The following is a 26,292-nucleotide window of genomic DNA, read 5'->3' as shown; positions in this document are numbered from 1 at the left end:
TTCTATAGTGACCGAACCGGGGGACGGAAAATTCCTCGGTCCCCGGCACGGGAGGAACGATCATGACGGCGGTGCGCGACGCGCTTCCGGAGAACCGCTACGGCCGCTCCGCGGACGAGCGCGCCGACCGCAGGCTCAGGATCATCGGCTCGGTGCTCGGCGTCGCCTTCCTCGGGATGGTCGCCTGGTTCGGCTACGACTACGTCTCCGGCCAGCAGATCAGCGCCGAGGTGATCAAGCGCCAGGTCGTCTCCGACGAGCGGGTCGACGTGCACCTGGAGGTGCGCAAGGACGAGGACGCCAAGGGCTACTGCACCCTCCGCGCCCAGCACGAGGACGGCAGCGACGTGGCCCGCAAGGACTTCCGCTTCGACGACCACACGGACCGTGTGGACCGGATCGTGTCGCTGCGCACGACCGCGAGGGCGACCAACGTCGAACTGGTCGGCTGCACCGCCGACGGCGGGACCACGGACTGACCCGGAGCACCGGTCCAGCGGCCCCGGCCCACCGCGCCGATGCCACCGCACGGCCGTCGAACTGACCCGCCGCACAGCGACACCCGACGGCTCCGACAGCCGCTGACCTGCACGTATGTGGCCCTGACGTTTTACCTTCTCCCCCTTTCCCCGGTGAATTGTTAGGCTCGTGGTTTCGCCCACCCGTAGAGGCACATGCTTACGGGTAGGGCGATGCTTTGTATTCCCAGCACCGACGAGGAGCACCCTGTGACCCAGACCAGCGAAAACGTCACCTGGCTCACGCAGGAGGCGTACAACCAGCTCAAGGCCGAGCTGGAGTACCTGTCTGGTCCCGCGCGCACGGAAATCTCCGTAAAGATCGCGGCGGCCCGTGAGGAGGGTGACCTCCGCGAGAATGGCGGGTACCACGCGGCCAAGGAGGAGCAGGGCAAGATGGAGCTGCGTGTGCGCCAGCTCACCCAGCTCCTGGAGCACGCGAAGGTCGGCGAGGCACCCGCCGACGACGGCGTGGTGGAACCCGGCATGGTCGTCACCATCGCGTTCGACGACGACCCGGACGACACCCTGACCTTCCTGCTCGCCTCCCGCGAGTACGCGAGTTCGAGCATCGAGACGTACTCCCCGCAGTCGCCGCTCGGCACCGGCGTCAACGGCAAGCGCACGGGCGAGGTGGCCGAGTACGAGTTGCCGAACGGCAAGATGGCGAGCGTGAAGATCCTCGCAGCGAAGCCCTACACCGGCTGATCCGCGGGCATCGACGACGCGGGGTGCCGCCGGCCCGGACGGGACCGGCGGCACCCGTGCGTTCACGGGGCCACCACGCACCCGAACCGGCCGCACGGTCCGTCACGCCGGCGATCCGTCCGCCCGTCCGCCGCCCGGCACGCCACCGTCCAGCAGGCGCACGCCGTCCGGCACACGCACACGGTCCGGCAGACGCACGATCGCCGCACGCGGACGAATCGGCGGACCGTGCGCGGGTCCTGCACACGCGGACGAAGCCGGCGCACACACCGGCCGACGGACCACGGCACGGTCCTGCACGCGCGGACGAAACCGACGCACGCCACGCACCAGCCGGCGGGCCGCGCACGGTGACGGAACCGGGGTACGCACGGTCCGGCGGGCGTACGCCGCGTGCGGCCTCAGTCCATGACCAGATAGCCCGCCTCGCGCAGCGCCGCCGAGACCTCCTCGCAGTGCTCCGGCCCCTTGGTCTCCAGGTGCAGCTCCACCTCGACCTCGGTCAGCCCGAGCCTGGGATCGGTGCGGACGTGACCGATGTCGAGCACGTTGGCGTCGACCACCGAGAGCACGCCGAGCAGCGTGGCCAGCGCTCCGGGCCGGTCGGCAAGCCTCAGCCGCAGGCTCAGGTAGCGCCCGGCCGCCACCATGCCGTGGGTCAGGACGCGCTGCATCAGCAACGGGTCCACGTTGCCACCCGACAACAGCGCCACCACCGGTCCGCGGAAGGACTCCGGATCGCTCAGCAGCGCCGCGACCGGGCTCGCGCCCGCCGGTTCCACGACCAGCTTCGCCCGCTCCAGACAGAGCAGCAGCGCGCTGGCCAGCTCGTCCTCGCAGACCGTACGGACCTCGTCGACCAGCTCCCGGACGATCTCGAACGGCACGTCGCCGGGCCGCCCCACCTTGATGCCGTCCGCCATCGTGTTCAGCGAGCCGATCGACACCGGGTGCCCCGCGGCCAGCGACGGCGGGTAGCCGGCCGCACCCGCCGCCTGCACGCCCACGACCCGTACATCGGGCCGCAGCGCCTTCACCGCCAGCGCGACGCCCGCGACGAGCCCGCCGCCGCCGACCCCGACGACGATCGTGCGCACCTCGGGGCACTGTTCCAGGATCTCCAGGCCGACCGTGCCCTGCCCGGCGATGATGTCGGGGTGGTCGAAGGGGTGGATGAAGACCGCGCCGGTCTCCCGCGCGTACTCCTGCGCGGCGGCCAGCGCCTCGTCGACGACATGGCCGTGCAGCCGGACCTCGGCCCCGTACTCACGGGTGGCGGCGACCTTCGGCAGCGGTGCCCCGACCGGCATGAAGACCGTCGACCGCACACCGAGCAGCGAGGACGCGAGCGCGACACCCTGCGCGTGATTCCCGGCACTCGCGGCGACGACCCCGGCCGCCCGCTCCACCGGGGACAGGCCGGCGATCCGCACGTACGCGCCGCGCAGCTTGAACGAACCCGTCCGCTGGAGGTTCTCGCACTTGAGGTGGACCGGCGCTCCGACGAGGCCCGTCAGGTGGCGGCTGCCTTCCATCGGGGTCACCCTGGCCACACCGGAGAGCATCTTCTGCGCCCCGCGGACGTCGTCGAGGATGAGCGGAGGATGCTGGCCGGGCGCGCGGAAGTCCATACCGCAAGTCTCGCAGCCCGAGGGGGATACGGGGCGTCGCCCACGGTCCCGTCGTGCGGCGGTGTTCACGGGTTTGTGCAGCACTGGTACGCGTTGCCCCGGGGCCGCGTACTCTGTCCCCCACCCATCCGACACCGTACGAAGAGAGCTCCCGGCCATGCCCCCTCAGGACATGACGACAGCTGCGTCTCCTTCCGGGGGCGCGGCCTTTGAACCCACGGAAACCGAGCACGTCCTGGACGCGCTCCAGCACCAGGTCGCGGTGTTCGCCCGCCGTGCCGAGCAGACCCGCCTCGGCGGCGTCGGCCAGGTGCGCAATTCCATGGACCGGGCCGCCTATCTGCTGCTCAACCGGCTGGACCGGGAGGGGCCGATGGGCGTCAAGGCCCTGGCCTCCGGCATGGGGATCGACTCCTCGACCGTGACCCGGCAGGTCGCGCCGCTCGTCGACACGGGCCTGGTCAAGCGCACCTCGCATCCGGAGGACGGCCGGGCCGTGGTACTCCAGCTGTCCCCGCGCGGCCAGGCACGGCTGGACGAGGTGCGCGGCTCCCGGCGCGCACTCATGACGCAGGTCACGAACGGCTGGACGGCCGAGGAACGCGAAACGTTCTGCGCGCTGCTCACCCGGTTCAACGCGGCGCTCGCCGCCCGGCAGACCGCGCACCAGACACCCCCGGCCGACTGACCCGTACCCCAAAGACCCGGGCGCGACGGCCGACCGGGCAGGCAGACCGGGCGCGGGAAGGCCCGGGGAACGGCCGGACGTGGGACGGCCCGACGCGGGACGGCCCGGGCCGAGCCGACCGACCGGGTGGGTCGGCGGCTGTGTGGGCCGGGTCGGCGTACACCTCTTGACCCGGGGCCCCGGCAGCGGCTCGGATGTGCCCTGTGCGAGAGCGCCGAGCGGACCACGAACGACACCGCGCCCGGGACTTCGAGTCCTTCGTGGCGGGCGCGGCGGGCCGGCTGCTGCATACGGCCACGCTGCTCACCACCGAGCCCCTGCGTCCTCCCGGCGCCAACCCACGGGCCCAGCGGCTGCTCACCGCCGCACTGGCCCGCACGTACGCGCGGTGGGAACGGCTGCGCGGCGAGGACCCGTACGACCGCGCCCGGCGGGAGCTGGTCGTCGGGTTCGCCCACGAGGTCTGGCGCCACCACCGGCCGCGCGGCGGCCCGCTGGACCCGCTGACCCCGCAGGAGCGTCTGGTGCTGGTGCTGCGCCTTTACGAGGGAGTCGCGGAGGAGCAGGCGGCGGCGCTGCTGGGCCTTCCGGTGGACCGGCTCCGGGCGGTCTGCCACCGCTCGGTGGCCACATTGCGCGGCGCCCGCCGCCCCACGTCCCGGTGGCTGCGGGCGCGACGGCGGCGGCGCCCCGACGAGTCCCGGCAGCCACGGCGGCCGATGAGGGCGGCGCCATGAGCCGCCGCGGCGACAAGGAGGAAGAGGTTCGGCGCATGCTGGACGGCCCGCACCCGCAGGTGCCCGCCGACCTGGCGCGGCGGGCTGCCGCACGCGGCGGCAGGCTGCTGCGTCGACGGCGCCTCGCCCGCTGGTTGCTGCTGGTGGTGGCGTTCGCCGCGGTGGTCGCGTTCACCGTGTGGGCGGCCACGGCACACCCGTGGCGGACGCCGCCCGCCATGACGACCCCGGCGGACGGCTGGTGAGAGCGGCTACCCGGCGGCGCAGGAAGATTCACGGGGCAGCGCAGGAAGTCCCCACGGCGGCGCAGGAAGCTCCACGGGCAGCGCAGGGAAGCCCGATCGTCTCCCCAAGCGGCGCGGGAGGCACCAGGGCGGCGCGGGGGGAAGCCCCCACGGCGGCGCAGGAAGCCCCACGGCGGCGCGGCGGGCGAGATCCCGGGCGGGCGTTTCGGTCCCCGTCGTGGCCAGGAACCACCGATGCCCGCCCGGGAGACGGCCGGGACCGGGTCCGTCAGCCCAGCGCCTGCGTCAGGTCGGCGATCAGGTCGTCGGCGGACTCGATGCCGACGGAGAGCCGGACGAGGTCGGCCGGGACCTCGAGCGGCGAGCCCGCAGCCGAGGCGTGCGTCATCCGGCCCGGGTGCTCCACCAGGGACTCGACACCGCCCAGCGACTCACCGAGGGTGAACAGCTCCGCCCGGTTGCAGACCTGGACCGCCGCCGCCTCGCCGCCCGCGACGCGGAACGACACCATGCCGCCGAACGCCTTCATCTGCTTGGCTGCGACCTCGTGCCCGGCGTGCTCGGGCAGCCCCGGGTAGAGGACCTGGGTCACCTTGGGGTGACGGGTCAGCAGATCGGCGATCTTCGTGGCGTTCTCGCTGTGCCGGTCCATGCGGACCGCGAGCGTCTTGATGCCGCGCAGCACCAGCCACGCGTCGAACGGTCCGGCCACGGCGCCCATCGCGTTCTGGTGGTACGCCAACTCGTCCGCCAGTCCGGGGTCGTTGACGATCAGCGCGCCACCGACGACGTCCGAGTGGCCGCCCATGTACTTGGTGGTGGAGTGCACCACCACGTCGGCCCCCAGAGCGAGAGGCTGCTGGAGGTAGGGGCTGGCGAAGGTGTTGTCGACGACCAGCCGCGCACCCGCCGAACGGGCCACGTCGGCGACCGCGGCGATGTCGGTGATGCCGAGCAGCGGGTTGGACGGGGTCTCCACCCAGACCGCCTTGGTGCGCGGGGTGATCGCGTCCCGCACCGCCGCCACGTCCGAGGTGTCGGCAACCGAGAACTCCACGCCCCACCGCGAGACGACCTTCGCGAACAGCCGGAACGTGCCGCCGTACGCGTCGTTCGGGATCACCACATGGTCACCGGGGGTCAGCAGGGTGCGGAGCAGGCAGTCCTCGGCGGCGAGACCGGAGGCGAAGGCCAGACCCCGGCGGCCGCCCTCCAGGGCCGCGAGGTTGTCCTCCAGAGCGGTACGGGTCGGGTTGGCGCTGCGGCTGTACTCGTAGCCGCCGCGCAGCCCGCCCACTCCGTCCTGCTTGTACGTGGACACCTGGTAGATGGGCGGGACGACGGCGCCGGTGAGGGGATCGGCCGTGTTTCCCGCGTGGATCGCGAGGGTTTCGAAGCTGTGCTGATCGCTCATGGGGCCGAGCGTAGTTCGTCGCGAGGGTCCCCCACCCCGCTTCCCGGCCGTCCGGTGACAATGGGGGCATGGAGATTCTCTGGTTCCTGATCGCGCTCTGCATGCTCGCCGCGGTCATCGGCCCCTTCGTGCTGCGCCGACGCGGCGGAATCCGTCAGGTCGCGCCCGGTTCACCGGACGCCGCCGACCCGGACGCGTACGGCTTCGCACGTCAGGAGGAGCTGGACATCCGGCTGCCGGGTCCGGACCAGGATCTTCTCGACGTACTCGAAATCGTGCAGCGTTCCCAGGACTGGCGTGCGGCCTCGCAGTTGCTGGCCGGCACGCCCAAGGAGGGCGAGGTGCGCTGGCAGCGGGTGCAGGCGTTCGCCGGTGCGGCCTCGCTGGAACTGGCGGAGCGGCCCGGTGTCGGCGGTGCGTGGCTGCGCACGTGGCGGGCCGAGGCGCCGAAGGACGCGGGGGGCGCGGCGGTGCACGCCGAGTTCCTGGTGCAGCAGGCGTGGCGTTCGTCGACCGCGGGTACGGACGACTTCCGGATCATCCTGGAGGAGGCCCGCACGGTCTGCGGCGAGGCGGCGCTGCTGGCGCCCGGGGACCCCGTCCCGTACCTCGTCGAGCTGGCCGTCGCGCGCGGACTCGGTTACTCCCACGAGGAGTTCGACCAGTTGTGGGCGAAGGTCATCGACCGCGCGCCGTCCCACATGGGCGCACACCTCGCCGCGCTGCACTACTGGTGCGAGAAGTGGCACGGCTCCCGCGAGGAGGCCGACCGCTTCGCCACCACGGCCGCCGCCCGCGCCCCGCAGGGCTCGCTGCTGGCGGCGCTGCCGCTCTTCGCGGTGTACGAGCACCTGCCCGAGGTCAATCTCGTCCAGGGCTTCTACCGGAGCGCGGTGGTGACCAAGGCGGTCGAGGGCGCCCTGTTCGCGGTGCACGCGGCCCGGCAGGACGATCCGATGCTCGCCCACGTGCGCCATCTGCTGGTCTTCTTCCTGGTCCGGATGGAGCGCTGGTCGGAGGCGATGAACCAGATCGTCCGCGTCGACGGGCACGTGGGCGCGTTGCCGTGGACCCACAGCCCCGACCCGGCCGCCGCGTACACGGTCCACCGGGCACTGGCGGTCGCGGGTTACGAGGCGAACGGCGGCAACCCGGCGACGCTGCCGCGGTAGGGCGTCGCGGCACGGCGACCGCCCACACGTGCCGGGCACGACCACCGCCCCTGCGACGCGTACGAGGCCCGTGCGACGCGTACCACGCGTACCAGGAGGGCGCCGGAATCCCGGGCGCCGTCCTCGCGTTATGACCACGTACTCGCAGCCAGGAGGAGCCCCCCGCATGTTTCTGTCCCGCCGCACCCCGCAGCTCCCCACCCCCCAGGAGGCCCTGAAAGGCCGCCCCGAGCCCACGTTCGCCGTTCCGTCCCGCCACACGGTCCTCGGCAACCCGCTGCTGGGCCCGTACCCGGAGGGCCTGGAGGTCGCGGACTTCGCGCTGGGCTGTTTCTGGGGCGCCGAGCGCAAGTTCTGGCAGACGGACGGCGTCTGGACGACACTCGTCGGCTACCAGGGCGGCTACACGCAGAACCCCACGTACGAGGAGGTCTGCTCGGGGCTGACGGGCCACACGGAGGCGGTCCGTGTCGTCTTCGACCCGAGGACCGTCTCGTACGCCGAGCTGCTGAAGCTGTTCTGGGAGTCCCACGACCCGACGCAGGGCTTTCGCCAGGGCAACGACGTCGGTACGCAGTACCGCTCGGCGATCCACACCCACTCCCCCGAGCAGGCGGCGGCCGCCGAGTCCTCCCGCGCGGCGTACCAGCAGGTGCTCACCGGCTCCGGTCATGGCGCGATCACCACGGAGATCCTCCCGGCCGAGGACCACACGTTCTGGCCCGCCGAGGCGTACCACCAGCAGTACCTGGACAAGAACCCGGGCGGCTACTGCGGTATCGGCGGCACGGGCGTCTCCTGCCCGGTAGGGATCACTCCGGCTGGAGGGTGACAGGCTGGTGGACGTGGCGAACTCCGTGGTGGGTGGGGCCATCGATCGGAGACAAGCGCGGTTCCATGACCTGTCGGGGGAAGCCCGCGACGGAAGCATCTGTGTCGAGCGGGCGGACAGCGCCGACTGATCGCGTGTCCCCATCATCGAGCTTTGTCGGTGCCGCCTGCGGTCGTCACGCTCACCGCCCGATTCGCCGACGAGCGTAAGGCCCCTGCCCTCCCGCCTCATGCCAGTTCAGGATCGTCCGATCCGGAATGCCGTGAAAAAACCGCCCGGCCCGGCCCGTCCTCCAGGAGAACCCCGGGGGTCGGACCGGGCCGGTGGTGTCAGCGGGCACAGGGATCAGATGAGGCCCTGTGCCAGCATCGCGTCCGCGACCAGTTCGAAGCCTGCGATGTTGGCCCCGACCACGTAGTTGCCGGGGCTGCCGTAGCGCTCGGCGGTCTCGAAGCAGGAGTCGTGGATGTGACGCATGATCTCCGCGAGGCGTTCCTCGGTGTGGGCGAAGGTCCACGAGTCGCGCGAGGCGTTCTGCTGCATCTCCAGGGCGCTGGTGGCCACACCGCCCGCGTTCGCGGCCTTGCCGGGGGCGAAGGCGACGCCCGCGTCCTGGAAGACGCGTACGGCCTCCGGCGTGGTGGGCATGTTGGCGCCCTCGGCGACCGCCTTCACACCGTTGCGCACGAGGACGAGGGCGTCGGCCTCGTGCAGCTCGTTCTGGGTGGCGCAGGGCAGGGCCACGTCGCAGGGGACGTTCCAGACGCCGGTGCCGGAAACGTACGTGACGTGCTCGCCGCGGCGCGCGGCGTAATCGGAGACCCGGCCCCGGCCGGCCTCCTTGATCTCCTTGAGCAGGGCGAGGTCGATGCCCTTGTCGTCCACGACGTAGCCGTCGGAGTCGGAGCAGCTCACAACGGTCGCGCCGAGCTGCTGGGCCTTCTCGATGGCGTAGATCGCGACATTGCCGGAGCCCGAGACGACGATGCGCTGACCGTCGAGGGACTCGCCGCGGCTGCGGAGCATCTCGGCGGTGAAGAGCACACAGCCGTAGCCGGTCGCCTCGGTGCGCGCCTGGGAGCCGCCCCAGCCGAGGCCCTTTCCGGTGAGGACGCCGGACTCGTAGCGGTTGGTGATCCGCTTGTACTGGCCGAACAGATAGCCGATCTCACGGCCGCCGACACCGATGTCACCGGCGGGGACGTCGGTGTACTCGCCGAGGTGGCGGTGGAGTTCGGTCATGAACGACTGGCAGAAGCGCATGATCTCGGCGTCGGAGCGGCCCTTCGGGTCGAAGTCCGCGCCGCCCTTGCCGCCGCCGATGGGCATGCCGGTGAGCGCGTTCTTGAAGATCTGCTCGAAGCCGAGAAACTTCACGATGCCGAGGTTGACCGAGGGGTGGAAGCGCAGGCCGCCCTTGTACGGGCCGAGCGAGCTGTTGAACTCGACGCGGAAGCCGCGGTTGACGTGGATGTCCCCGGAATCGTCCGACCACGGCACGCGGAAGATGAGCTGGCGCTCCGGTTCGCAGACCCGCTCGACGATCCGGGCGTCCACGAACTCCGGCCGCTTCACGAGGACCGGGCCGAGGGTTTCCAGGACCTCCCGCACCGCCTGGTGGAACTCGTTCTCGCCCTGGTTGCGGCGGAGGACCTCCGCGTACAGCGGCTCGATGACCCGACTCTCGGTGACGTGCGGGATGGCGGGTTCAGGGGTGGTCTGCATCTGATCAAGACCTTCCATGGGTCGGGCGTCGCGCGCGAAGGTGCCCCGCGCCGGGGACACCAGCGGTCCCCCTCCCCATTGAGGGCGTCGCCCAGACATCGCACGCTCCGGCGGCTCACGAAGGCGACGAACAGAACCGTTGTGGCGCATCGATTGTCCCAGTGCGCCCGGCAAGGTACACCAGGGCATCCACATAGTGGGCCCGGCTCGACCGGAACCGACCCCTGAGGTCACAACAAAAGCGACAGTTCCCTACGGCATTCGGTCACGCGCCCCGCATCACGCGCCCTTTGGGGTCCCTCGACGGGGGTCCCTCGACCGAGGTCTCTCGACCGGGGCCCTCGACCTTCCGGGGTCCGGATCGACATCCAACTCGGGCGAGGGCTCGGGCGCGGGCTCGACGTCCGGCTCGGGCGCGGCATCCGGCTCAGGCGTCCTCGCGGCGGCGCAGCTTCCACAGCCCGGCACCGGATCCGAGCACGATCAGACCGGAGACGATGCTCAGCACCATCTGCGTGCTCGCCTCCGGAACGCCGAAGCTCGCGAACACATTGGCGGCGAGAGCGGCGACGAGAACGATCCAGAGCAGCGACTTCATGGTGATTCCTTGGTCGGGGGTCGGCCGGTGAGGTCTTCATCATCACAGCCCGGGAGGGTCGGCCACGAGGGACCAGCCACCCGGAGGCATGGTGGAGCAGGCTCCACCATGACGTGGTCGGACGGACGGTCCGCGCGTACGACCACGTCCGGTCCGGAGCCGGCGTCGGGCCCGTGGCGCGATCGGTCGAGCACGCCCGAGCGCTCAGGCCGCCGCGTTCTGCGTGATGGAGACCTCGCCCCCGCGGATCGTGCACATGGCGCGAGGCCACGAACGAGTGTGATGGCGGATCGAAGCCGCGGCGGGAGCCGGATGAGAAGCCCGCGAGCTGCGCATGCCTGAGGGTGCCCGCGCACGGACCGGTGAACGCCGAAGGCGGCGGCGCCGCGGATCGGGAGGATCCGGGTGCCGCCGCCTTCGTACGGGCGCATGAGCGGTTCCGTACGGACGCGGGGACCGCTGCGTCCGGTGCTACGGACCATGCGTCCGGTGCTACGGACCATGCGTCCGGTGCTACGGAAAAGGGGAAAGGGAGCCGCGAGTCCGTCAGACCGCGGAACCCGCCTTCCACTCCGCCCAGTTCATGTTCCAGCCGTTGAGACCGTTGTCGGGAGTGATGTTCTTGTCCGGGGAGTTCTTCACGATGACGAGGTCGCCGATGAGCGAGTTGTTGTAGAACCAGGCACCGGGCTGGTTCGCGTCGCCCGCGCCCTTCACGTCGGCAAGACCGACGCAGCCGTGGCTGGTGTTCGCGCTACCGAAGATCGACCGCGCACCCCAGTAGTTGCCGTGGATGAACGTGCCGGAGGTGGACAGCCGCATGGCGTGCGGGACGTCCTTGATGTCGTACTCGCCGCCGAAGCCGACGGTGTCACCGTTCATCCGGGTCTCCTTGTACTTCTCGGAGATCACCATCTGTCCGTTGTACGTCGGGTTGGCGGGGGAACCGGCGGATATCGGGATGGTCTTGACCGTCTTGCCGTCCCGGGTAACGGTCATGGTCTTCGTGGCGGCATCGACCGTCGAGACCTGGTTGCGGCCGACCTTGAAGGTGACCGTCTTCTGCTGCACGCCGTAGACGCCGTCCGCGCCCTCGACGCCGTCCAGGTCCAGCTTCAGCGTGACGGTGGAGCCGCCCTGCCAGTAGTTCTCGGGCCGCAGGTCGAGGCGCTGCGAGTTGAACCAGTGGCCGACGACCTCCTGGCCGCTGCTGGACGTCACGGTGATACCGGACTGGACGGCCTTCCGGTCCGTGATCGGCTTGTTGAAGTTGATCGACACCGGCATGCCGACGCCGACGGTGGAGCCGTCCTCGGGGGTGAAGTTGCCGATGAAGCTGTTGTCGGGCGACACGGTGGTGAAGGAGGTGTTCTCGTGCGCCTCGCGGCCCTTGGAGTCCTTGGCCGTCGCGGTGATCTTGTACGTGGTCGAGCGCTCCAGCGGGGCGTCCGGCTTCCAGCTCTTGCCGTCGGCGGCGATCGTGCCCTTGACCTCCGCACCGTCCTGCGTGGTCATGGCGACCTGGGACAGCGTGCCCTTGGCGACGGTGATCCTGGCGGCGTTGTTGATGCTCGCGTTGGTCGCGCCGTTCTTCGGCGCGATGGATATCTGCGCCTCCGACGCGTCCTTGGCGGCCGCCTTGTCGACCTCCGCCTGCGACTTGTTCGAGCTCGCGGCGCCACCGTCCGCGTTTCCGCTGTCGCAGGCCGTGAGCGCCAGCACGCCACCGAGCAGTGCGGACGCGACCGTGAGGGCCCTGCGCCGCTTGCTGTCCGTCATCACACGCATCTCCATCGTTGCCGAATTCCCCAAAAACCCCGAGCGGAGCCGCCGGTGACCGGCGGGACCCGTCAACACACCTAGAACCCACGGAGCGGGCCCTTCGTTCCACATCCCCAAAAGATGTGGGGAACAACACTGTTCGACGCGCCCGGGGCGGTGGTGGTTCCCCGGCACGACCATTCGTTGCGAGACCGGTACACAGCACGGCGCGTTCCCGGGCCAAGTCCCGTTCCCGGGCCAAGTCCCGTTCCCAGTCCCGGCCCGTGTCCCGGTCGCGGGAGCCCGGCCGTCAAAGAGCCCGGCTGCCGGGGGAATCAGGCAGTCGCTGAATCCGGGCCGTCCCGGAAGCCGGGCCCGCTCACGTGCCGGAGGCGAACCCCCCTACCGGAGTCGGTGCCCGTATCGGAGGCGACCCCGGTCCGCGGCACCGCACGCACCGTCGTGTCCGTCGCAGTTCCTCCCATTGTGCGGGACGCCGTCGGCAGACCCTCGCCACCACCCCCCGTCCACCCCGCCGCAGCGGCCGTCGAGGGCGACGAGGGGCCGTGATTTCCGACACCGTGCCTCCGCTGAGCCCGACGTGTCGTGATGCCCGGGCGCGAACCGGCTCATGCGCGGGGCGCGGCGCCACGAGCGTGCGACTTTCCCATGACCCGCTGGTTTCACTAGCATCGGTGCGCATGCCTGACTCACGGCTGTGACAAGGGGGTTCGTCCGTGGCCGTCGCTCGCCGCCCGCTCCTGACCGCCACCGCCGCGGGCACGTTGCTCACCGCCCTGTGGTTCGTTCCGTCCGCCAACGCGACGGACGAACGGGCCGACGAGGGGAGCAGAACCGCGGCGACCGTGACGGGCGCAACAAGCCGGAGCTCGAGCTCGACGGTTCGGAGTGCCGACTCGGCGGGCCGGAGTGCGGGCGCGCCGGCCGTCTCGGTCGCGTCCGACGCCTCGGCCGCTTCCACCGGCTCGGCCCATTCCGCCGACTCGGTCGCGTCGGACACCGCAGGTGCGTCGGAAACCTCGGGCACGTCGGGCGCCCCGGACACGTCGGACACCCCGGACACCCACAGCCGTGGGGCCGCCGTCGCCGCCATGAGCGCCTCGTCGTCCGGCCCGAGGCTCGCCGACACCGGGAGCGGTGTCGACACCACCCCGTATCTGGTCGGCGGCGCGGCGTTCCTGGGAATCGGCGCGGCCTTCGTCACCTACTCGATCCGCCGCGCCGGCTCGCAGCCGTCCTGAGCTGCCGTCGCCGTCCTGGGGCCGCCGTCGTCCTGAGCCCCCGGTCGCCGTCCTGAGCCCCCTTCCCGACCACGGCCCCGAGCGGCCGCCGCGAACGGCTCCCGGGGGCCACGGCCCCGGGAGCCGCACCGCCGACCGGGCTCCTCGCCCGCGCGATCCGCTCAGGCCAGGGGCCCGGTCACCGGCTCGACCGCCACGACCAGCCCTCCCCTGCGGACGAACGCGTCCGCCGCGGCCAGGTCCGGCGACAGGAAGCGATCCGGCCCCGGCCCCTCGACGCCCGCCGCGCGCAGAGCCTCGATGGCGGCCCGTGAGGCGGGGGCCGGGGTGAGGCCCTCGGCGGCCCGCAGTTCGATGGCACGGGTCGCCGCGTACAGCTCGACGGCGATGATCCGGGCGAGGTCGTCGACGGCGGTACGGAGCTTGCGCGCCGCCGACCAGCCCATGGAGACGTGGTCCTCCTGCATCGCGGAGGACGGGATCGAGTCGGCCGACGCGGGGACGGCGAGCCGCTTCATCTCGCTGACCAGGGCGGCCTGGGTGTACTGGGCGATCATCAGGCCCGAGTCCACGCCCGCGTCGTCGGCGAGGAACGGCGGCAGCCCGTGCGACCGGTTCTTGTCCAGCAGTCGGTCGGTGCGGCGCTCTGAGATCGAACCGAGGTCGGCGGCGGCGATCGCCAGGAAGTCGAGTACGTACGCGACGGGCGCGCCGTGGAAGTTCCCGTTCGACTCGACCCGCCCGTCGGGGAGGACGACGGGGTTGTCCACGGCGGCGGCCAGTTCGCGGTCCGCGACCGTCGCGGCGTGGGCGAGGGTGTCGCGCCCGGCACCGTTGACCTGGGGCGCGCAGCGCACCGAATAGGCGTCCTGCACCCGCGGCGCGTCGTCCTGGTGATGGCCGGTCAGGCCGGATCCGGCGAGGACCCGCAGCATGTTGTCGGCGCTGGCGCCCTGGCCCGGATGCGGCCGTATGGCGTGCAGTTCGGGGGCGAGCACCTTGTCCGTACCGAGCAGTGCCTCCAGGGAGAGCGCGGCGGTGATGTCGGCGGAGGTGTAGAGATTCCGCAGGTCGGCGAGGGCCATGACGAGCATGCCGAGCATGCCGTCGGTGCCGTTGAGAAGGGCGAGGCCCTCCTTCTCGTGCAGTTCGACCGGGGTGATGCCGTGGGCGGCGAGCAGTTCGCCTGCGGGGCGCACGACGCCGTCGGGGCCCTCCGCGTCCCCCTCCCCCATCAGGGTCAGGGCGCAGTGGGAGAGCGGGGCCAGGTCGCCGGAGCAGCCGAGCGAGCCGTACTCGTGGACGACCGGGGTGATCCCCGCGTTGAGGATGTCGGCCATGGTCTGCGCGACCTCGGGGCGTACGCCGGTGCGCCCGGAGGCGACCGTCTTGAGCCGCAGGAACATCAGGGCGCGGACGACCTCGCGCTCGACCCGCGGGCCCATGCCGGCGGCGTGCGAGCGGACGATGTTGCGCTGGAGCTGTGTGCGGAGTTCGTGGCCGATGTGCCGGGTGGCGAGTGCCCCGAATCCGGTGGAGACGCCGTAGACCGGCTCGGGCTTGGCGGCGAGCGCGTCGACGACCTCGCGCGCGGCGGCGAGCGCGTTCACGGCGGCCTCGGAGAGCTCGACGCGAGCGTTGTCGCGGGCCACGGCGATGACGTCCTGGGCCGTGGTTCCGGACGTCCCCACCACGACTGTGTGCATATCCATATTCAGCAGCGTACGGACTGAATCCCGCCATGTCACCAGTGGTCGTGCGGTTGGCTCCTTACCGATCCGGTCACACGCCCCACCTCCTTCGCACGGCTCGCCGCCCCGTTCACGCGGGCGCCGGGCCGTTCACGCGGGCGCCGGGCCGTCACACGTCCCTTCGGCCCTGCCCGTCCCCCGGGCCCCTTCGGCCCCTTCGGCCCGGCCTGCCCGGTGGGCCGTACGACCCGCCACTCCGGTCGCGCAGCCCGCCTGCTCGTGCGGCCCAGCCGCCCGCACGGCGCACCCGGCCCCGGCCGACCGCACGGATCGGCGGATCACCGCAGGGGCAACCGGCACGACGGTCAGCGGTGGCTGCCGCGCAGATGGCGTCGCTCGTGCGGGGACTGGGGCGGCGCGTCGGCCAGGCGCAGCACCTCGCCGTCGCGCCCGGCCACCACCGGCCCCGTGGAGCGGGCCGCCTTCGCCCGGTACTGCGCCGCGTCCGCGAGCCGGAAGAGCCGTCGCGCCGAGATCACCGGACCGATCGGGTCGCCGGTCGAGGCGATCCCGCACGCCACACCGTCCCCCAGCTCCAACTCGTCCGCGCGCTCACAGAGTTCGGTGGCGACCCGGATCACCTCGTCCGTCTCGGTGCCCATCACGAGCAGACAGAACTCATCGCCACCGAGCCGTGCCGCCAGCGCGCCGGGGAGCATGGCACCGCAACGGGACAGCACCGAACCGAAACGTTCCAGCAGCCGGTCGCCGACCGCGTGACCGTGCGTGTCGTTGACCCGCTTCAGCCCGTTGAGGTCGCAGACGACCAGGCTGACGACCGCGCCGTCCACACGGTGCCGCTCCACCGCCTCGTCGAGCCGCACGTCGACCGCGCGCCGGTTGGCCAGCCCGGTCAGCGGATCGGTGAAGGCGAGCCTGCGGACCTCTTCGAACCGTTCGGCCTGGGAGATACCGGCGGCGATGACGGCGGCCAGCACGGTGGCGAAGTCCGCGTCCTCCCGCCCGAACACCGGCTCCCCCGCCGGGCGTGCCACGTAAAGCTCGCCCCAGGCCCGTCCGTGCAGGACGATCGGCGCGACCACACAGGACCCGCGCCCGCGCCGACGCAGGGCGACCACCCGCTGGTGGCAGTACCCGCGCCCGGGCACTCCCGCACCCGGCGCACCGTCCACCGGACCATCGGCGGACTCCACCCAGGCGTCGGGCTCGCCACCGGCGGCCCACCGCTCGTGCAGGAACTCGGTGATCTCCGGGAACCGGTGCACGGGATACGTCTCGTCCTCGGGGAACTCCTCCTCCCCCTCGCCCCGTTCGCCCGCGTTCACCAGCACGCGCAACCGGCCGCGCCCGCGCTCCCACACGGAGAGCGCGGCGAACGTGCCGCCCAGCGCCTCGCACGCCCCCAGCGCGGCCGCTCGCCACGACCCCCGAGGCGTGTGCGCCGCCGCCATCGCCTGCGCAAGCGCAACCACGGCCCGCAGCCGTGCATCTTCACCACCCATCACCACAGCTTATGTAGTTTTGTGGTGATTTGATCAGCTTGAGGCACCGAAAATATTCACTGCGTGTCCCTTTGAACACTCAACGTCACTTCACCCGCACCACTCACGCCTCCTCGCCGATATCGCCCGCACTTCTCGGCTCGACATCACCCGCACTTCTCGGCTCGGCGTCACTCGCGCCTCTCGGCTCGGCGTCACTCGCGGCTCTTCTCCCGGCGTCACTCGCCGGGCCAGTCCGGCTTCCTCTTCTCGTTGAACGCGGCCACGCCCTCCGCCCGGTCGCCGGAGAAGGCCACCGACCGCCACGCGGCGTCCTCGACCTCCAGGCCGGCCCGCAGATCGAGGCCCTGCCCGAGCCGCAGCGCCCGCTTCGCGGCCCGCAGCCCCACCGGGGAGTTGGCGGCGATCCGCCCGGCAAGCGCGAGCGCCGCCTCGCGGTCCCGGCCCGCCTCCACCAGTTCGTCGACCAGACCGGTCTCGTGCGCCTCGGCCGCCTCCACCCGCCGGGCCGTGAAGACCAGCTCGGCCGCCCGCGCCGCGCCGATCCGCCGCGGCAGCAGCTGAGTGCCGCCACCACCCGGGATGACACCGACCGAGACCTCGGGCAGGCCGACCACGGCCGTGCGGTCGGCGACGATCAGGTCGCAGGACAGGGCCAACTCGAACCCGCCGCCGAGCGCGAAGCCGTGCACCGCCGCGATCGTCGGCATCGGCAGTTCGAGCACCCCGGTGTAGGCGGCGCGGGCGACGGGACGCTGGCGCAGCAGTTCGGCGTCGGTGAAGGAGTTCCGCTCCTTCAGGTCGGCGCCCACGCAGAAGGCCCGTTCGTGGCTGGAGGTGAGGACGGTGACCCGCACGGCGGGGTCGGCGGCCAGCGCGGCGCAGGCGGCGGCGATCGAGCGGGCCATGTCCGTGGACACCGCGTTCATGGCCCTGGGTCGGTCGAGGACCAGTTCAGCGACGTGCTCCTGCTCCTCGTGGACCCGTACGACGACGAACTCCCCGAACCGTTGCTCGGACGTGACGGACGCGACGGTCATGACTTCACCCCTCCGGTTAACGATCGTTACCGGAGGGATCCTACGAGGCGGCTCCGACAGAGGCGGCCCCGACGGCGGTTCGGCCGAGGCCGCACGGATGAGCCGGCCGGGACACCGAGGGCGCCCGAAAACCCCGCGAACGGTGCCGCGGGCGGTACGGGCGGGCATCAGGACGACGTACGGCGGACGGTGCGAGCGGGATTGCTGACGTACCGCAGGCGGCGCGAGCGGCCTCAGGACGTACCGCGGGCGGCACGACCGGGCTCAGGCAGGACGTACCGCAGGCCGGACGGGCAAGCCTCAGGACGTACCCCGGCCTGGACGGGCGGCTCAGGACGTACCCCGGCGGGCCAGCAGCCAGGGTTCGACGACGCCGAGGCCACGCACCGGCCGCTGCCACATGGGCTGCAGCCCGTAGCGGTACGTGGGCAGGGCCATCGGCTCCAGACCCTCCTGGCGCTCCTGCTCGGCCGCCGCCGCCTGCTCGGCGGCCTGTGCCTCGGAGGCCGGGGCGTCGCCGGTGCGGGTCAGTTCCTCCGCGAACGCGCCGTCCACCAGCACGGCGTCCTTCGGCGCTATGGAGGTCAGCCGACTGGCGAGGTTCACCGTCGTACCGAAGACATCGCCCATGCGGGTGGCGACGGTGCCGAAGGCGATGCCGACGCGCAGCGCGGGCATGGCCTCTTCCTGGTTCATCGCCTCGATCAGGCGCAGCGCGATCTCGGCGGCGGTCCCGGCGTCGTCGGCGCAATAGAGGACCTCGTCGCCGAGGGTCTTGATGAGCCGGCCGCCGTGGGCGGCGACCAGGTCGGCCGCGGTGGTCTCGAACGCCTCGACCAGTTCGCCGAGTTCCTCCTCCTCCAGCCGCCGGGTCAGCCGGGTGAAGCCGACCAGGTCGGCGAAGCCCACGGCCAGGCGCCGGTCGACCATCTCCTCGTCATCGGCGGCCTGCACGACCCGGCCGGTGGCGGCGGCCAGCTGGCGCCGCCACACGTACACCAGGAACTCCTGGAGCTCCGGGAGGAGCAGTTCGATCAGCGGGTACGTGACCTCGGTACGGGTCATGCCGGGCTCGGGCGGCTCGGTCAGCCCTTCCAGGAAGGAGTCGATCTGCCATTCCGCCAGCCGGGCGGTGGTCTGTCCGGTGGACCGGGCGACCTGGATCGCCATCGGCTCACTGAGCAGACCGGCCTCGACGAGACCGGCGAGGCGGCGCAGCGCCAGCACGTCGGCCTCGGTGAGCGCCCGGGCCTGACCGATGTCGGCGAAGCCCATGGCCCGCCAGAACCGGGAGGCCAGATCCATCGAGACACCGGCGGTCCGGGCCGCCTGGAAGGGCGTGTAGCGGCGGTCGGCGCCCAGGATGAGCTGTTCCAGCCGGATCGCGAGAGGGTCGTCGGTCGGTTCCGCCGTATGGTCGACTTCGTGATGCGGTGTCGGGTGGACCGAGGGTTCCGACGGGGGCTCATCGCCCGCGCCGGAGGTCGTGTCGTCGACGGTCACCAGCCGCCTCCTGCCCGTTCCCTGCGCACTTCCCTGCCCGATCTGTCGGTGGATCGCCTCAACTTTACGGCAGGTGTGCCGTGGCTCACGTCCGTGAGGCGTACGCCGACGTCGCGGGGTGACCGGGCAGGACGTTCCCGGGGTGACCGGGCAGGACGTTCCCGGTCGCCGGGCAGACCGGTCCAGGGCAATGCGGGGCGGCCGGGCAAGGACGGCCCGGAACCCGGTGGGCGGCCGGAAGGACGTCCCGGAACCCGGTGGGCGGGTGGGCCCGGTGGGACGTCCCGGGGCACGTCAGGTCAGCTCGTCCCCGGGGCCCCGCAGATGCACGATGTCGCCCGCGGACAGGGGTTCACGCAGGCCCTCGTCCGTGGACAGGACCAGTCGGCCGTCGCCGTCGATCGCCACGGCCTCACCGGTGAGCGTGCGGTCGCCGGGCAACTGGGCGCGTACCGTCCGGCCGAGCGTCGCGCAGCCCGCCGCATACGCCTGCTGGAGCCCGCTGGCCGCCGCGTCGCCGTCGGCCTCCCGCCACCGGCCGTACCAGTGCTCCAGCGAGCGCAGTACGCCCCGCAGCAGGGTCTCCCGGTCGGTGGAGACGGCCCCGGCCAGGGCGAGCGATCCGGCGGCGGGGACGGGGAGTTCGGCGGCGCGCAGGGTGACGTTGAGGCCGGTGCCGACGACGACGCCGTCCCCGGCGCGCTCGGCGAGGATGCCGCCCGTCTTGCGTTCCTCGCCCGCCACGGTGACGAGCAGATCGTTGGGCCACTTCAGGGCCGTGTCGACGCCCGCCGCGCGGGCCAGCCCGGTGGCCATGGCGACGCCGGTGAGCAGCGGCAGCCACCCCCACCGCGCGACCGGGATGTCGCCGGGGGTGAGGAAGACGGAGAAGAACAGCCCCGAACGGGCCGGGGCCGTCCAGGTGCGGTCGAGCCGGCCGCGTCCCGCCGTCTGCTCCTCGGCGACCAGCACGGCGCCCTCGGCGAGCCCGGACGCCGCCCGCGCGGCCAGATCGGAGTTGGTGGACCCGGTGGTCTCCACGACGTCGAGCGAGGTCCACAGGCCGCCCGGCCGCAGCAGCCCGCGGCGCAGCGCGTGGACGTTCAGGGGTGGCCGGTCCAGGTCCGACCAGCGGCTGTGCGCATCCGAAGGTGTCATGCAAGCCAGACTAGGTGTGGTAAACGACGCACTGCCGAACGGTATCCGCGCCGATACGCTACGGATCAGTAGGAGTTCCAGAACCTGACAGCACCTGATCAGCCGGTGCCCAGCACCTGATCGTGATCAGCACCACAGTCGTCGTCCCCGTGACCAGGCAGGGAGCCGCCACCCGATGTCCGAGCCGGAAGAGATCGACATCCACACCACCGCGGGCAAGATCGCGGACCTGCAGCGCCGTATCGACGAGGCGACGCACGCGGGCTCCGCACGGGCGGTCGAGAAGCAGCACGCGAAGGGCAAGTTGACCGCGCGGGAGCGGATCGGCCTGCTGCTCGACGAGGGTTCCTTCGTGGAGCTCGACGAGTTCGCCCGGCACCGGTCGACGAACTTCGGCATCGAGAAGAACCGCCCGTACGGAGACGGCGTCGTCACCGGTTACGGCACGGTCGACGGCCGTCCCGTCTGTGTGTACTCCCAGGACTTCACGATCTTCGGCGGCTCGCTGGGCGAGGTCTACGGTGAGAAAATCGTCAAGGTGATGGACTTCGCGCTGAAGACCGGCTGCCCGGTCATCGGCATCAACGACGGCGGCGGCGCGCGCATCCAGGAAGGGGTCGTCGCGCTCGGTCTCTTCGCCGAGATCTTCCGCCGCAACGTGCACGCCTCGGGCGTCGTCCCGCAGATCTCGCTGATCGTCGGACCGTGTGCGGGCGGCGCGGTCTACTCCCCCGCGATCACCGACTTCACCGTCATGGTCGACCAGTCCTCGCACATGTTCATCACCGGCCCCGACGTGATCAAGACCGTCACCGGCGAGGACGTCGGTTTCGAGCAGCTCGGCGGCGCCCGCACCCACAACACCGTCTCCGGCGTGGCGCACCACATGGCGGGCGACGAGAAGGACGCCATCGAGTACGTCAAGTCGCTGTTGTCGTACCTTCCTTCGAACAACCTTTCGGAGCCGCCGTCCTACCCCGAGGAGGCGGACCTCACCACCACCGACGAGGACCGCGAGCTCGACACGCTCATCCCGGACTCCGCGAACCAGCCGTACGACATGCACGCCGCCATCGAGCACGTGCTGGACGACGGCGAATTCCTGGAGACCCAGGCCCTGTTCGCGCCGAACATCATCACCGGCTTCGGGCGGGTCGAGGGCTGTCCGGTCGGCGTCGTCGCGAACCAGCCGATGCAGTTCGCGGGCTGCCTCGACATCAACGCGAGCGAGAAGGCTGCCCGGTTCGTCCGCACCTGCGACGCGTTCAACGTGCCCGTGCTGACCTTCGTCGACGTCCCCGGCTTCCTGCCCGGCGTCGACCAGGAGTACGGCGGCATCATCCGCCGGGGCGCCAAGCTGATCTACGCCTACGCGGAGGCGACCGTCCCGCTGATCACGGTGATCACCCGCAAGGCGTTCGGCGGCGCGTACGACGTGATGGGCTCCAAGCACCTGGGCGCCGACATCAACCTGGCCTGGCCGACCGCCCAGATCGCCGTCATGGGCGCGCAGGGCGCGGTGAACATCCTGCACCGCCGGACGATCGCCGCCGCCACGGACCCCAAGGAGGCGGAGGCGCTCCGCGCCGAGCTGATCGCCGACTACGAGGACACGCTGCTCAACCCGTACGTGGCGGCCGAGCGCGGCTACGTCGACGCGGTGATCATGCCGTCCGACACCCGCGCCCACGTCGTGAGGGCGCTGCGCCAACTGCGCACGAAGCGGGAGTCCCTGCCCCCGAAGAAGCACGGCAACATCCCCCTCTAGACAACTCCCCCTGCGGAAAGGGTCATTGCCATGATCAAGGTCGTACGGGGCAACCCGAGTCCCGAGGAGCTGGCCGCCGCGCTCACGGTGGTCCGGGCGCGCGCCGCGACGACGGCGGCAGCGGCGTCCGACAGGACCTCCGGCGCGTCGGTGCTGCCCGGGCAGTGGGCCGACCCGGGACGCATCGCCCGCCGTGCGCGCCATGTGCCGGGGCCGCGCGCCTGGGCACGGACGTACTGGCCCGGGTGACGCGCCGGGCACGGGCGATCCTGTGCGCAGTCGGTACGTCCTTCACGTCCTTCGAACGCACCGGACGGTGGCCACGAGCGCGATCTGGCCCGTAGGCACCACGGCGCCTGAGTACCTGTACTCAGGCGCCGTGGTGCGTCATCGCCGCAAGATCGGATCATGCTGTGGTCCGATCCCGAGAACAAGCCGCCGAAGGAACTGCGCGACGCCCAGGACATGATCCGGCGCGCGGGCCTGGTGCTCGCTCTCGCGATGCTCGTCGCGATGCTGGCGCTCGGAACACGCTGAGAGCCGGAACGGACGGACCTCGGTGGGGCCGGGACCGAACTTCGGTCCGGGTGGGCAGCGGCCCCGGGTGCACTTCGGTCCCCTTGGACTTCGGTCCGGGTTCGGCCGGCGCGGGAGTTCGGCCCGCGCAGACTTTGGTCCGGGTGCACTTGGGCCCGGGGCCCGGCCCGGACAGGCGGACCGGCGGGCCGGATGGCGTCCCGCCCCTTCTACGATGGCGCGTATGACAGATCAGCGCCGTCTCGTGCTCGCCTCCGCTTCCCCCGCCCGTCTCGGTTTGCTGCGGCAGGCCGGATTCGCGCCCGAGGTGATCGTCAGCGGCGTGGACGAGGACGCGCTGAGCGCCCCGACACCGGCCGAACTGGCGCTGGTGCTCGCCGAGGCGAAGGCAGCGGCCGTGGCCGGCCTGCCGGAGACGGCCGGCGCCCTGGTCATCGGGTGCGACTCGGTGCTCGAACTCGACGGCGAGGCGCTCGGCAAGCCCGCCGACGCCGAGGAGGCCACCGCCCGCTGGAAGTCCATGCGCGGCCGGGCCGGTGTGCTGCGTACCGGCCACAGCGTGGTCGACACCGCCACCGGACGCACGGCCTCGGCCACCGCGTCCACGACCGTCCGCTTCGGTGAACCGACGGACGCCGAGATCGCCGCCTACGTGGCCTCCGGCGAGCCCCTCCACGTGGCGGGCGCGTTCACCCTGGACGGCCGTTCGGCCCCGTTCGTCGACTCGATCGAGGGCGACCACGGCAACGTCATCGGGCTCTCGCTGCCGCTGCTGCGCCGGCTCCTGGGCGAACTGGGTATCTCCGTCACCGACCTGTGGGCCTGAGCCCTCCGCCCAGCCCAGCCCCTCCCGTCAGGCCACAGCCGACCAAGCGATCAGCCAATCGCCGGTCGGACCCCAGCCGGTCAGACCGCAGTCGGCCATGTCATCGCCGACCGGACCCAGTCGGCCGGGCCGTCACCGACCAGACCCGACCAGACCCGGCCGACCGGGCCGTCGCCGGTCAGACCGGCGCGGGGGCACCCTGCCCGGCCCCGTCCACGGATCCGCCGTCCGCGGGGCCGTCGGCGGCGGCGGACGGTCCGGTGCCGAGGGGCCGGCCGCTCCCGGGGCCGTACATCACCAGCGTCAGCACGATCAGCCCGAGCACCACCATCAGACACGCGAACACGGTCCAGCCGAGCAGCCCCACGGCCAGCGCGCCCAGCAACCCGTGTGCCACGGCGCAGACGATCAGCGCGATGCGGCCGAACCGCCCCGGGGCCCGGTCGCGCACGCCGATCAGCAGCAGGACCAGCCCGCACAGCAGCAGGCCGAGGCCCGACACGCCGCCCATGGCCCATGTGCCACCCGACATAGCGCCGGATTCGAGACCGGCCAGGGACATGTCCTGGTTCTCGACGACCGTCGCGAGAACGCCGTTGACGAGCACGACGCCCACGGCTTCCACGAGCAGCGCGAGCGCGGCCACGAACGCCACCGGTCTGCGCATCACGACGCACACTCCCTAGTCACTAGTACCCCTGGTGTGTTACCTGCAGTACGCCCGACAGCGCGGACCCTACTAACGGGTAACGCCCGGGACAAGACTTCGCGCGGCCCGGACCCCACCCGCCCCCACCACTCCCCCTCCCACACCCACACGGCTGGCGCCCTTTCGTGCGCCGGGCAAAGAATCGTTCGTCCATTAGTGGGGACTCCACAAAGAAACACCGAACGCGGCTGGTCGCATGAACAGAGACCCGGACCACACCTCGTGGCTACTGTGCGGTCATGAATCCCGGCGTACCGTGGTGCCACAAGGGATTTCGCGACTTGAGCAAGCCTCGAATCACACTCCGTGTGGGCAAGCTCACCATTGGGGACGGGTCGTAGCGCCGTGTCGGTAGTCCCTAAACTCAGCTTGTTTCAAGGAGGGAGCCATCGTGCGCAAGGTGCTCATCGCCAACCGTGGCGAAATCGCTGTCCGCGTAGCCCGGGCATGCCGGGACGCCGGGATCGGGAGCGTAGCCGTCTACGCCGACCCGGACCGTGACGCTCTGCACGTCCGCGCGGCCGACGAGGCATTCGCCCTGGGCGGTGACACCCCCGCCACCAGCTATCTGGACATGGCCAAGGTGCTCCAGGCCGCCAAGGACTCGGGGGCCGACGCGATCCACCCGGGCTACGGCTTCCTGTCGGAGAACGCCGAGTTCGCCCAGGCCGTCATCGACGCGGGCCTGACCTGGATCGGCCCGCCGCCGCAGGCCATCCGGGACCTCGGTGACAAGGTGGCCGCCCGTCACATCGCGCAGCGCGCCGGCGCCCCGCTGGTGGCCGGCACGCCCGACCCGGTCGGGGGCTCCGCCGAGGTCGTGGCGTTCGCCGAGCAGCACGGGCTGCCGATCGCGATCAAGGCCGCCTTCGGCGGTGGCGGCCGCGGGCTGAAGGTGGCGCGCACGCTGGAGGAGATCCCGGAGCTGTACGACTCCGCGGTCCGCGAGGCCGTGGCCGCGTTCGGCCGCGGCGAGTGCTTCGTCGAGCGCTACCTGGACAAGCCGCGCCACGTCGAGACGCAGTGCCTGGCGGACAAGCACGGCAACGTGGTCGTGGTCTCCACCCGTGACTGCTCGCTCCAGCGCCGCCACCAGAAGCTGGTCGAGGAGGCGCCCGCGCCGTTCCTCTCCGAGAAGCAGAACGCCGAGCTCTACGCCGCATCGAAGGCCATCCTCAAGGAGGCCGGTTACGTCGGTGCGGGGACGGTCGAGTTCCTGGTCGGCGCGGACGGCACCATCTCCTTCCTGGAGGTCAACACCCGCCTCCAGGTCGAGCACCCGGTCACCGAGGAGGTCACCGGCCTCGACCTCGTGCGCGAGATGTTCCGCATCGCCGACGGCGAGGAGCTCGGCTACGGCGACCCGGCCGTGCGGGGTCACTCCTTCGAGTTCCGGATCAACGGCGAGGACCCGGGCCGGGGCTTCCTGCCCGCCCCGGGCACGGTGACCGTGTTCGCCCCGCCGTCCGGTCCCGGCGTCCGCCTGGACGCGGGCGTGGAGTCCGGCAGCGTGATCGGCCCCGCCTGGGACTCGCTGCTGGCGAAGCTGATCGTGACCGGCGCGACCCGTGAGCAGGCCCTTCAGCGGGCGGCCCGGGCGCTGGCCGAGTTCGACGTCGAGGGCATGGCCACCGCCATTCCGTTCCACCGCGCGGTCGTCGCCGACCCGGCGTTCGCCCCGGCCGACGGCACCCCGTTCAAGATCCACACCCGCTGGATCGAGACCGAGTTCGTCAACGAGATCAAGCCCTTCGCCGCCCCCGCCGACGTGGAGGCGGAGGAGGAGACGGGGCGCGAGACCGTCGTCGTCGAGGTCGGCGGCAAGCGCCTGGAGGTCTCGCTGCCGTCGTCGCTCGGCATGAGCCTGGCCCGCACCGGTCTCGCGGCGGGCGCCAAGCCCAAGCGCCGTGCGGCGAAGAAGGCCGGCTCCGCGGTCTCCGGCGACACCCTGGCCTCCCCGATGCAGGGCACCATCGTCAAGATCGCCGTGGAGGAGGGCCAGCAGGTGCAGGAGGGCGACCTCGTCGTCGTCCTGGAGGCCATGAAGATGGAGCAGCCGTTGAACGCCCACCGCGCCGGCACCATCAAGGGCCTCACCACCGAGGTCGGCAGCTCCATCTCCTCCGGTGCCGTGATCTGCGAGATCAAGGACTGACGTCCGCAGAAAACGCCGCCCCGGGTCGTCACGGGCCGCCGTCCGCGATCTCACGGACGGCGTCCGCCCGGCGTCCGCAGCGGTGTCCGGA

Annotated in this window: 24 protein-coding genes; 13 read left to right on the top strand and 11 right to left on the bottom strand. The window is 71.7% G+C overall.

The window, feature by feature from the left end:
• The first annotated feature begins 62 nt into the window (after positions 1–62).
• Both ACGF2V_RS26215 and greA read left to right on the top strand, forming a co-directional pair.
• On the top strand, positions 63–479 hold the full coding sequence (locus ACGF2V_RS26215; RefSeq protein WP_362621033.1) for a DUF4307 domain-containing protein: 417 nt from the start codon (positions 63–65) through the stop codon (positions 477–479).
• 249 nt (positions 480–728) lie between these two features.
• Entirely contained in the window at positions 729–1,226 is a 498-nt protein-coding gene (greA, locus tag ACGF2V_RS26210) for a transcription elongation factor GreA (RefSeq protein ID WP_362621031.1), read from the top strand.
• A 401-nt stretch (positions 1,227–1,627) separates the two neighbouring features.
• Here greA and ilvA read toward each other — a convergent pair whose 3' ends face one another.
• Positions 1,628–2,857, bottom strand: a complete 1,230-nt coding sequence (ilvA, locus tag ACGF2V_RS26205) for a threonine ammonia-lyase (RefSeq protein ID WP_362621029.1) — start codon at positions 2,855–2,857, stop codon at positions 1,628–1,630.
• Between the two features lie 157 nt (positions 2,858–3,014).
• Between ilvA and ACGF2V_RS26200 the strand changes: the two genes are divergently transcribed.
• From ACGF2V_RS26200 to ACGF2V_RS26190, 3 genes are all read left to right on the top strand, one after another.
• Positions 3,015–3,545 carry a MarR family transcriptional regulator gene (locus tag ACGF2V_RS26200; RefSeq protein WP_362621028.1) on the top strand — a complete coding sequence of 177 codons (531 nt, stop codon included), beginning with the start codon at positions 3,015–3,017 and terminating at the stop codon, positions 3,543–3,545.
• Positions 3,546–3,748: 203 nt separating this feature from the next.
• Positions 3,749–4,282 (top strand): RNA polymerase, encoded by a 534-nt coding sequence (locus tag ACGF2V_RS26195; RefSeq protein WP_362621027.1) that lies wholly within the window; start codon positions 3,749–3,751, stop codon positions 4,280–4,282.
• A complete protein-coding gene (locus tag ACGF2V_RS26190) occupies positions 4,279–4,527 on the top strand; it encodes a hypothetical protein (protein WP_362621026.1) in 249 nt (82 codons plus the stop codon). Before ACGF2V_RS26195 ends, ACGF2V_RS26190 begins: the two co-directional genes overlap by 4 nt.
• A 268-nt stretch (positions 4,528–4,795) precedes the next feature.
• Here ACGF2V_RS26190 and ACGF2V_RS26185 read toward each other — a convergent pair whose 3' ends face one another.
• Positions 4,796–5,941, bottom strand: coding sequence for a cystathionine gamma-synthase (locus ACGF2V_RS26185; protein ID WP_362621025.1), 1,146 nt, complete (start codon positions 5,939–5,941; stop codon positions 4,796–4,798).
• Positions 5,942–6,009: 68 nt separating this feature from the next.
• Between ACGF2V_RS26185 and ACGF2V_RS26180 the strand changes: the two genes are divergently transcribed.
• On the top strand, positions 6,010–7,113 hold the full coding sequence (locus ACGF2V_RS26180) for a hypothetical protein (RefSeq protein ID WP_362621024.1): 1,104 nt from the start codon (positions 6,010–6,012) through the stop codon (positions 7,111–7,113).
• 166 nt (positions 7,114–7,279) lie between these two features.
• Positions 7,280–7,945 carry a peptide-methionine (S)-S-oxide reductase MsrA gene (gene msrA, locus ACGF2V_RS26175; RefSeq protein WP_362621022.1) on the top strand — a complete coding sequence of 222 codons (666 nt, stop codon included), beginning with the start codon at positions 7,280–7,282 and terminating at the stop codon, positions 7,943–7,945.
• 345 nt (positions 7,946–8,290) lie between these two features.
• Here msrA and gdhA read toward each other — a convergent pair whose 3' ends face one another.
• The 3 genes from gdhA to ACGF2V_RS26160 all read right to left on the bottom strand — a co-directional run bounded on the left by gdhA (position 8,291) and on the right by ACGF2V_RS26160 (position 12,062).
• Positions 8,291–9,670: an NADP-specific glutamate dehydrogenase gene (gene gdhA / locus ACGF2V_RS26170; protein WP_362621021.1), complete on the bottom strand. Its 1,380-nt coding sequence runs from the start codon at positions 9,668–9,670 to the stop codon at positions 8,291–8,293.
• 427 nt (positions 9,671–10,097) lie between these two features.
• Positions 10,098–10,268, bottom strand: coding sequence for a hypothetical protein (locus ACGF2V_RS26165; protein ID WP_362621019.1), 171 nt, complete (start codon positions 10,266–10,268; stop codon positions 10,098–10,100).
• A gap of 546 nt (positions 10,269–10,814) precedes the next feature.
• Complete coding sequence (locus ACGF2V_RS26160) at positions 10,815–12,062, bottom strand: Ig-like domain-containing protein (protein ID WP_362621018.1); 1,248 nt, start codon at positions 12,060–12,062, stop codon at positions 10,815–10,817.
• Between the two features lie 704 nt (positions 12,063–12,766).
• Between ACGF2V_RS26160 and ACGF2V_RS26155 the strand changes: the two genes are divergently transcribed.
• Positions 12,767–13,291, top strand: a complete 525-nt coding sequence (locus ACGF2V_RS26155; protein ID WP_362621016.1) for a cell wall protein — start codon at positions 12,767–12,769, stop codon at positions 13,289–13,291.
• 161 nt (positions 13,292–13,452) lie between these two features.
• On the opposite strand, the gene hutH is transcribed toward ACGF2V_RS26155, so the two are convergent.
• The 5 genes from hutH to ACGF2V_RS26130 form a co-directional block, all read right to left on the bottom strand.
• On the bottom strand, positions 13,453–15,003 hold the full coding sequence (gene hutH / locus ACGF2V_RS26150) for a histidine ammonia-lyase (RefSeq protein ID WP_362621014.1): 1,551 nt from the start codon (positions 15,001–15,003) through the stop codon (positions 13,453–13,455).
• Between the two features lie 344 nt (positions 15,004–15,347).
• Positions 15,348–16,505 (bottom strand): sensor domain-containing diguanylate cyclase, encoded by a 1,158-nt coding sequence (locus ACGF2V_RS26145; protein WP_362621013.1) that lies wholly within the window; start codon positions 16,503–16,505, stop codon positions 15,348–15,350.
• Positions 16,506–16,723: 218 nt separating this feature from the next.
• Entirely contained in the window at positions 16,724–17,545 is an 822-nt protein-coding gene (locus tag ACGF2V_RS26140; protein ID WP_362709562.1) for an enoyl-CoA hydratase-related protein, read from the bottom strand.
• Between the two features lie 330 nt (positions 17,546–17,875).
• Positions 17,876–19,048, bottom strand: a complete 1,173-nt coding sequence (locus ACGF2V_RS26135; protein WP_362621009.1) for an adenylate/guanylate cyclase domain-containing protein — start codon at positions 19,046–19,048, stop codon at positions 17,876–17,878.
• A gap of 294 nt (positions 19,049–19,342) precedes the next feature.
• On the bottom strand, positions 19,343–20,206 hold the full coding sequence (locus ACGF2V_RS26130; RefSeq protein ID WP_362621007.1) for a biotin--[acetyl-CoA-carboxylase] ligase: 864 nt from the start codon (positions 20,204–20,206) through the stop codon (positions 19,343–19,345).
• Between the two features lie 175 nt (positions 20,207–20,381).
• On the opposite strand from ACGF2V_RS26130, the gene ACGF2V_RS26125 reads away from it, so the two are divergent.
• The 4 genes from ACGF2V_RS26125 (at position 20,382) to ACGF2V_RS26110 (ending at position 23,337) form a co-directional block, all read left to right on the top strand.
• Positions 20,382–21,974, top strand: a complete 1,593-nt coding sequence (locus tag ACGF2V_RS26125) for an acyl-CoA carboxylase subunit beta (protein WP_362709560.1) — start codon at positions 20,382–20,384, stop codon at positions 21,972–21,974.
• Between the two features lie 30 nt (positions 21,975–22,004).
• Positions 22,005–22,223, top strand: a complete 219-nt coding sequence (locus tag ACGF2V_RS26120) for an acyl-CoA carboxylase subunit epsilon (RefSeq protein WP_362709557.1) — start codon at positions 22,005–22,007, stop codon at positions 22,221–22,223.
• A 159-nt stretch (positions 22,224–22,382) separates the two neighbouring features.
• Positions 22,383–22,511, top strand: a complete 129-nt coding sequence (mmpB, locus tag ACGF2V_RS26115; RefSeq protein ID WP_362621003.1) for a morphogenic membrane protein MmpB — start codon at positions 22,383–22,385, stop codon at positions 22,509–22,511.
• Positions 22,512–22,725: 214 nt separating this feature from the next.
• Positions 22,726–23,337 carry a nucleoside triphosphate pyrophosphatase gene (locus ACGF2V_RS26110; RefSeq protein ID WP_362621001.1) on the top strand — a complete coding sequence of 204 codons (612 nt, stop codon included), beginning with the start codon at positions 22,726–22,728 and terminating at the stop codon, positions 23,335–23,337.
• A gap of 178 nt (positions 23,338–23,515) precedes the next feature.
• Here the strand turns inward: ACGF2V_RS26110 and ACGF2V_RS26105 are convergent, their stop codons facing one another.
• A complete protein-coding gene (locus ACGF2V_RS26105) occupies positions 23,516–24,004 on the bottom strand; it encodes a hypothetical protein (protein WP_362621063.1) in 489 nt (162 codons plus the stop codon).
• A 433-nt stretch (positions 24,005–24,437) separates the two neighbouring features.
• Here ACGF2V_RS26105 and ACGF2V_RS26100 point away from each other — a divergent pair, with 433 nt between their 5' ends.
• The gene (locus ACGF2V_RS26100) at positions 24,438–26,201 is read left to right on the top strand and encodes a biotin carboxylase N-terminal domain-containing protein (RefSeq protein WP_362621000.1); all 1,764 of its coding nucleotides are present in this window, start codon (positions 24,438–24,440) and stop codon (positions 26,199–26,201) included.
• Positions 26,202–26,292: the final 91 nt, after the last annotated feature.

The organism is Streptomyces sp. NPDC047982 (assembly GCF_043204165.1).
Classification (GTDB): Bacteria; Actinomycetota; Actinomycetes; order Streptomycetales; family Streptomycetaceae; genus Streptomyces.
The sequence above is the reverse complement of the archived record's forward strand: the minus strand, read 5'-3'. Positions and strand labels throughout refer to the sequence as shown.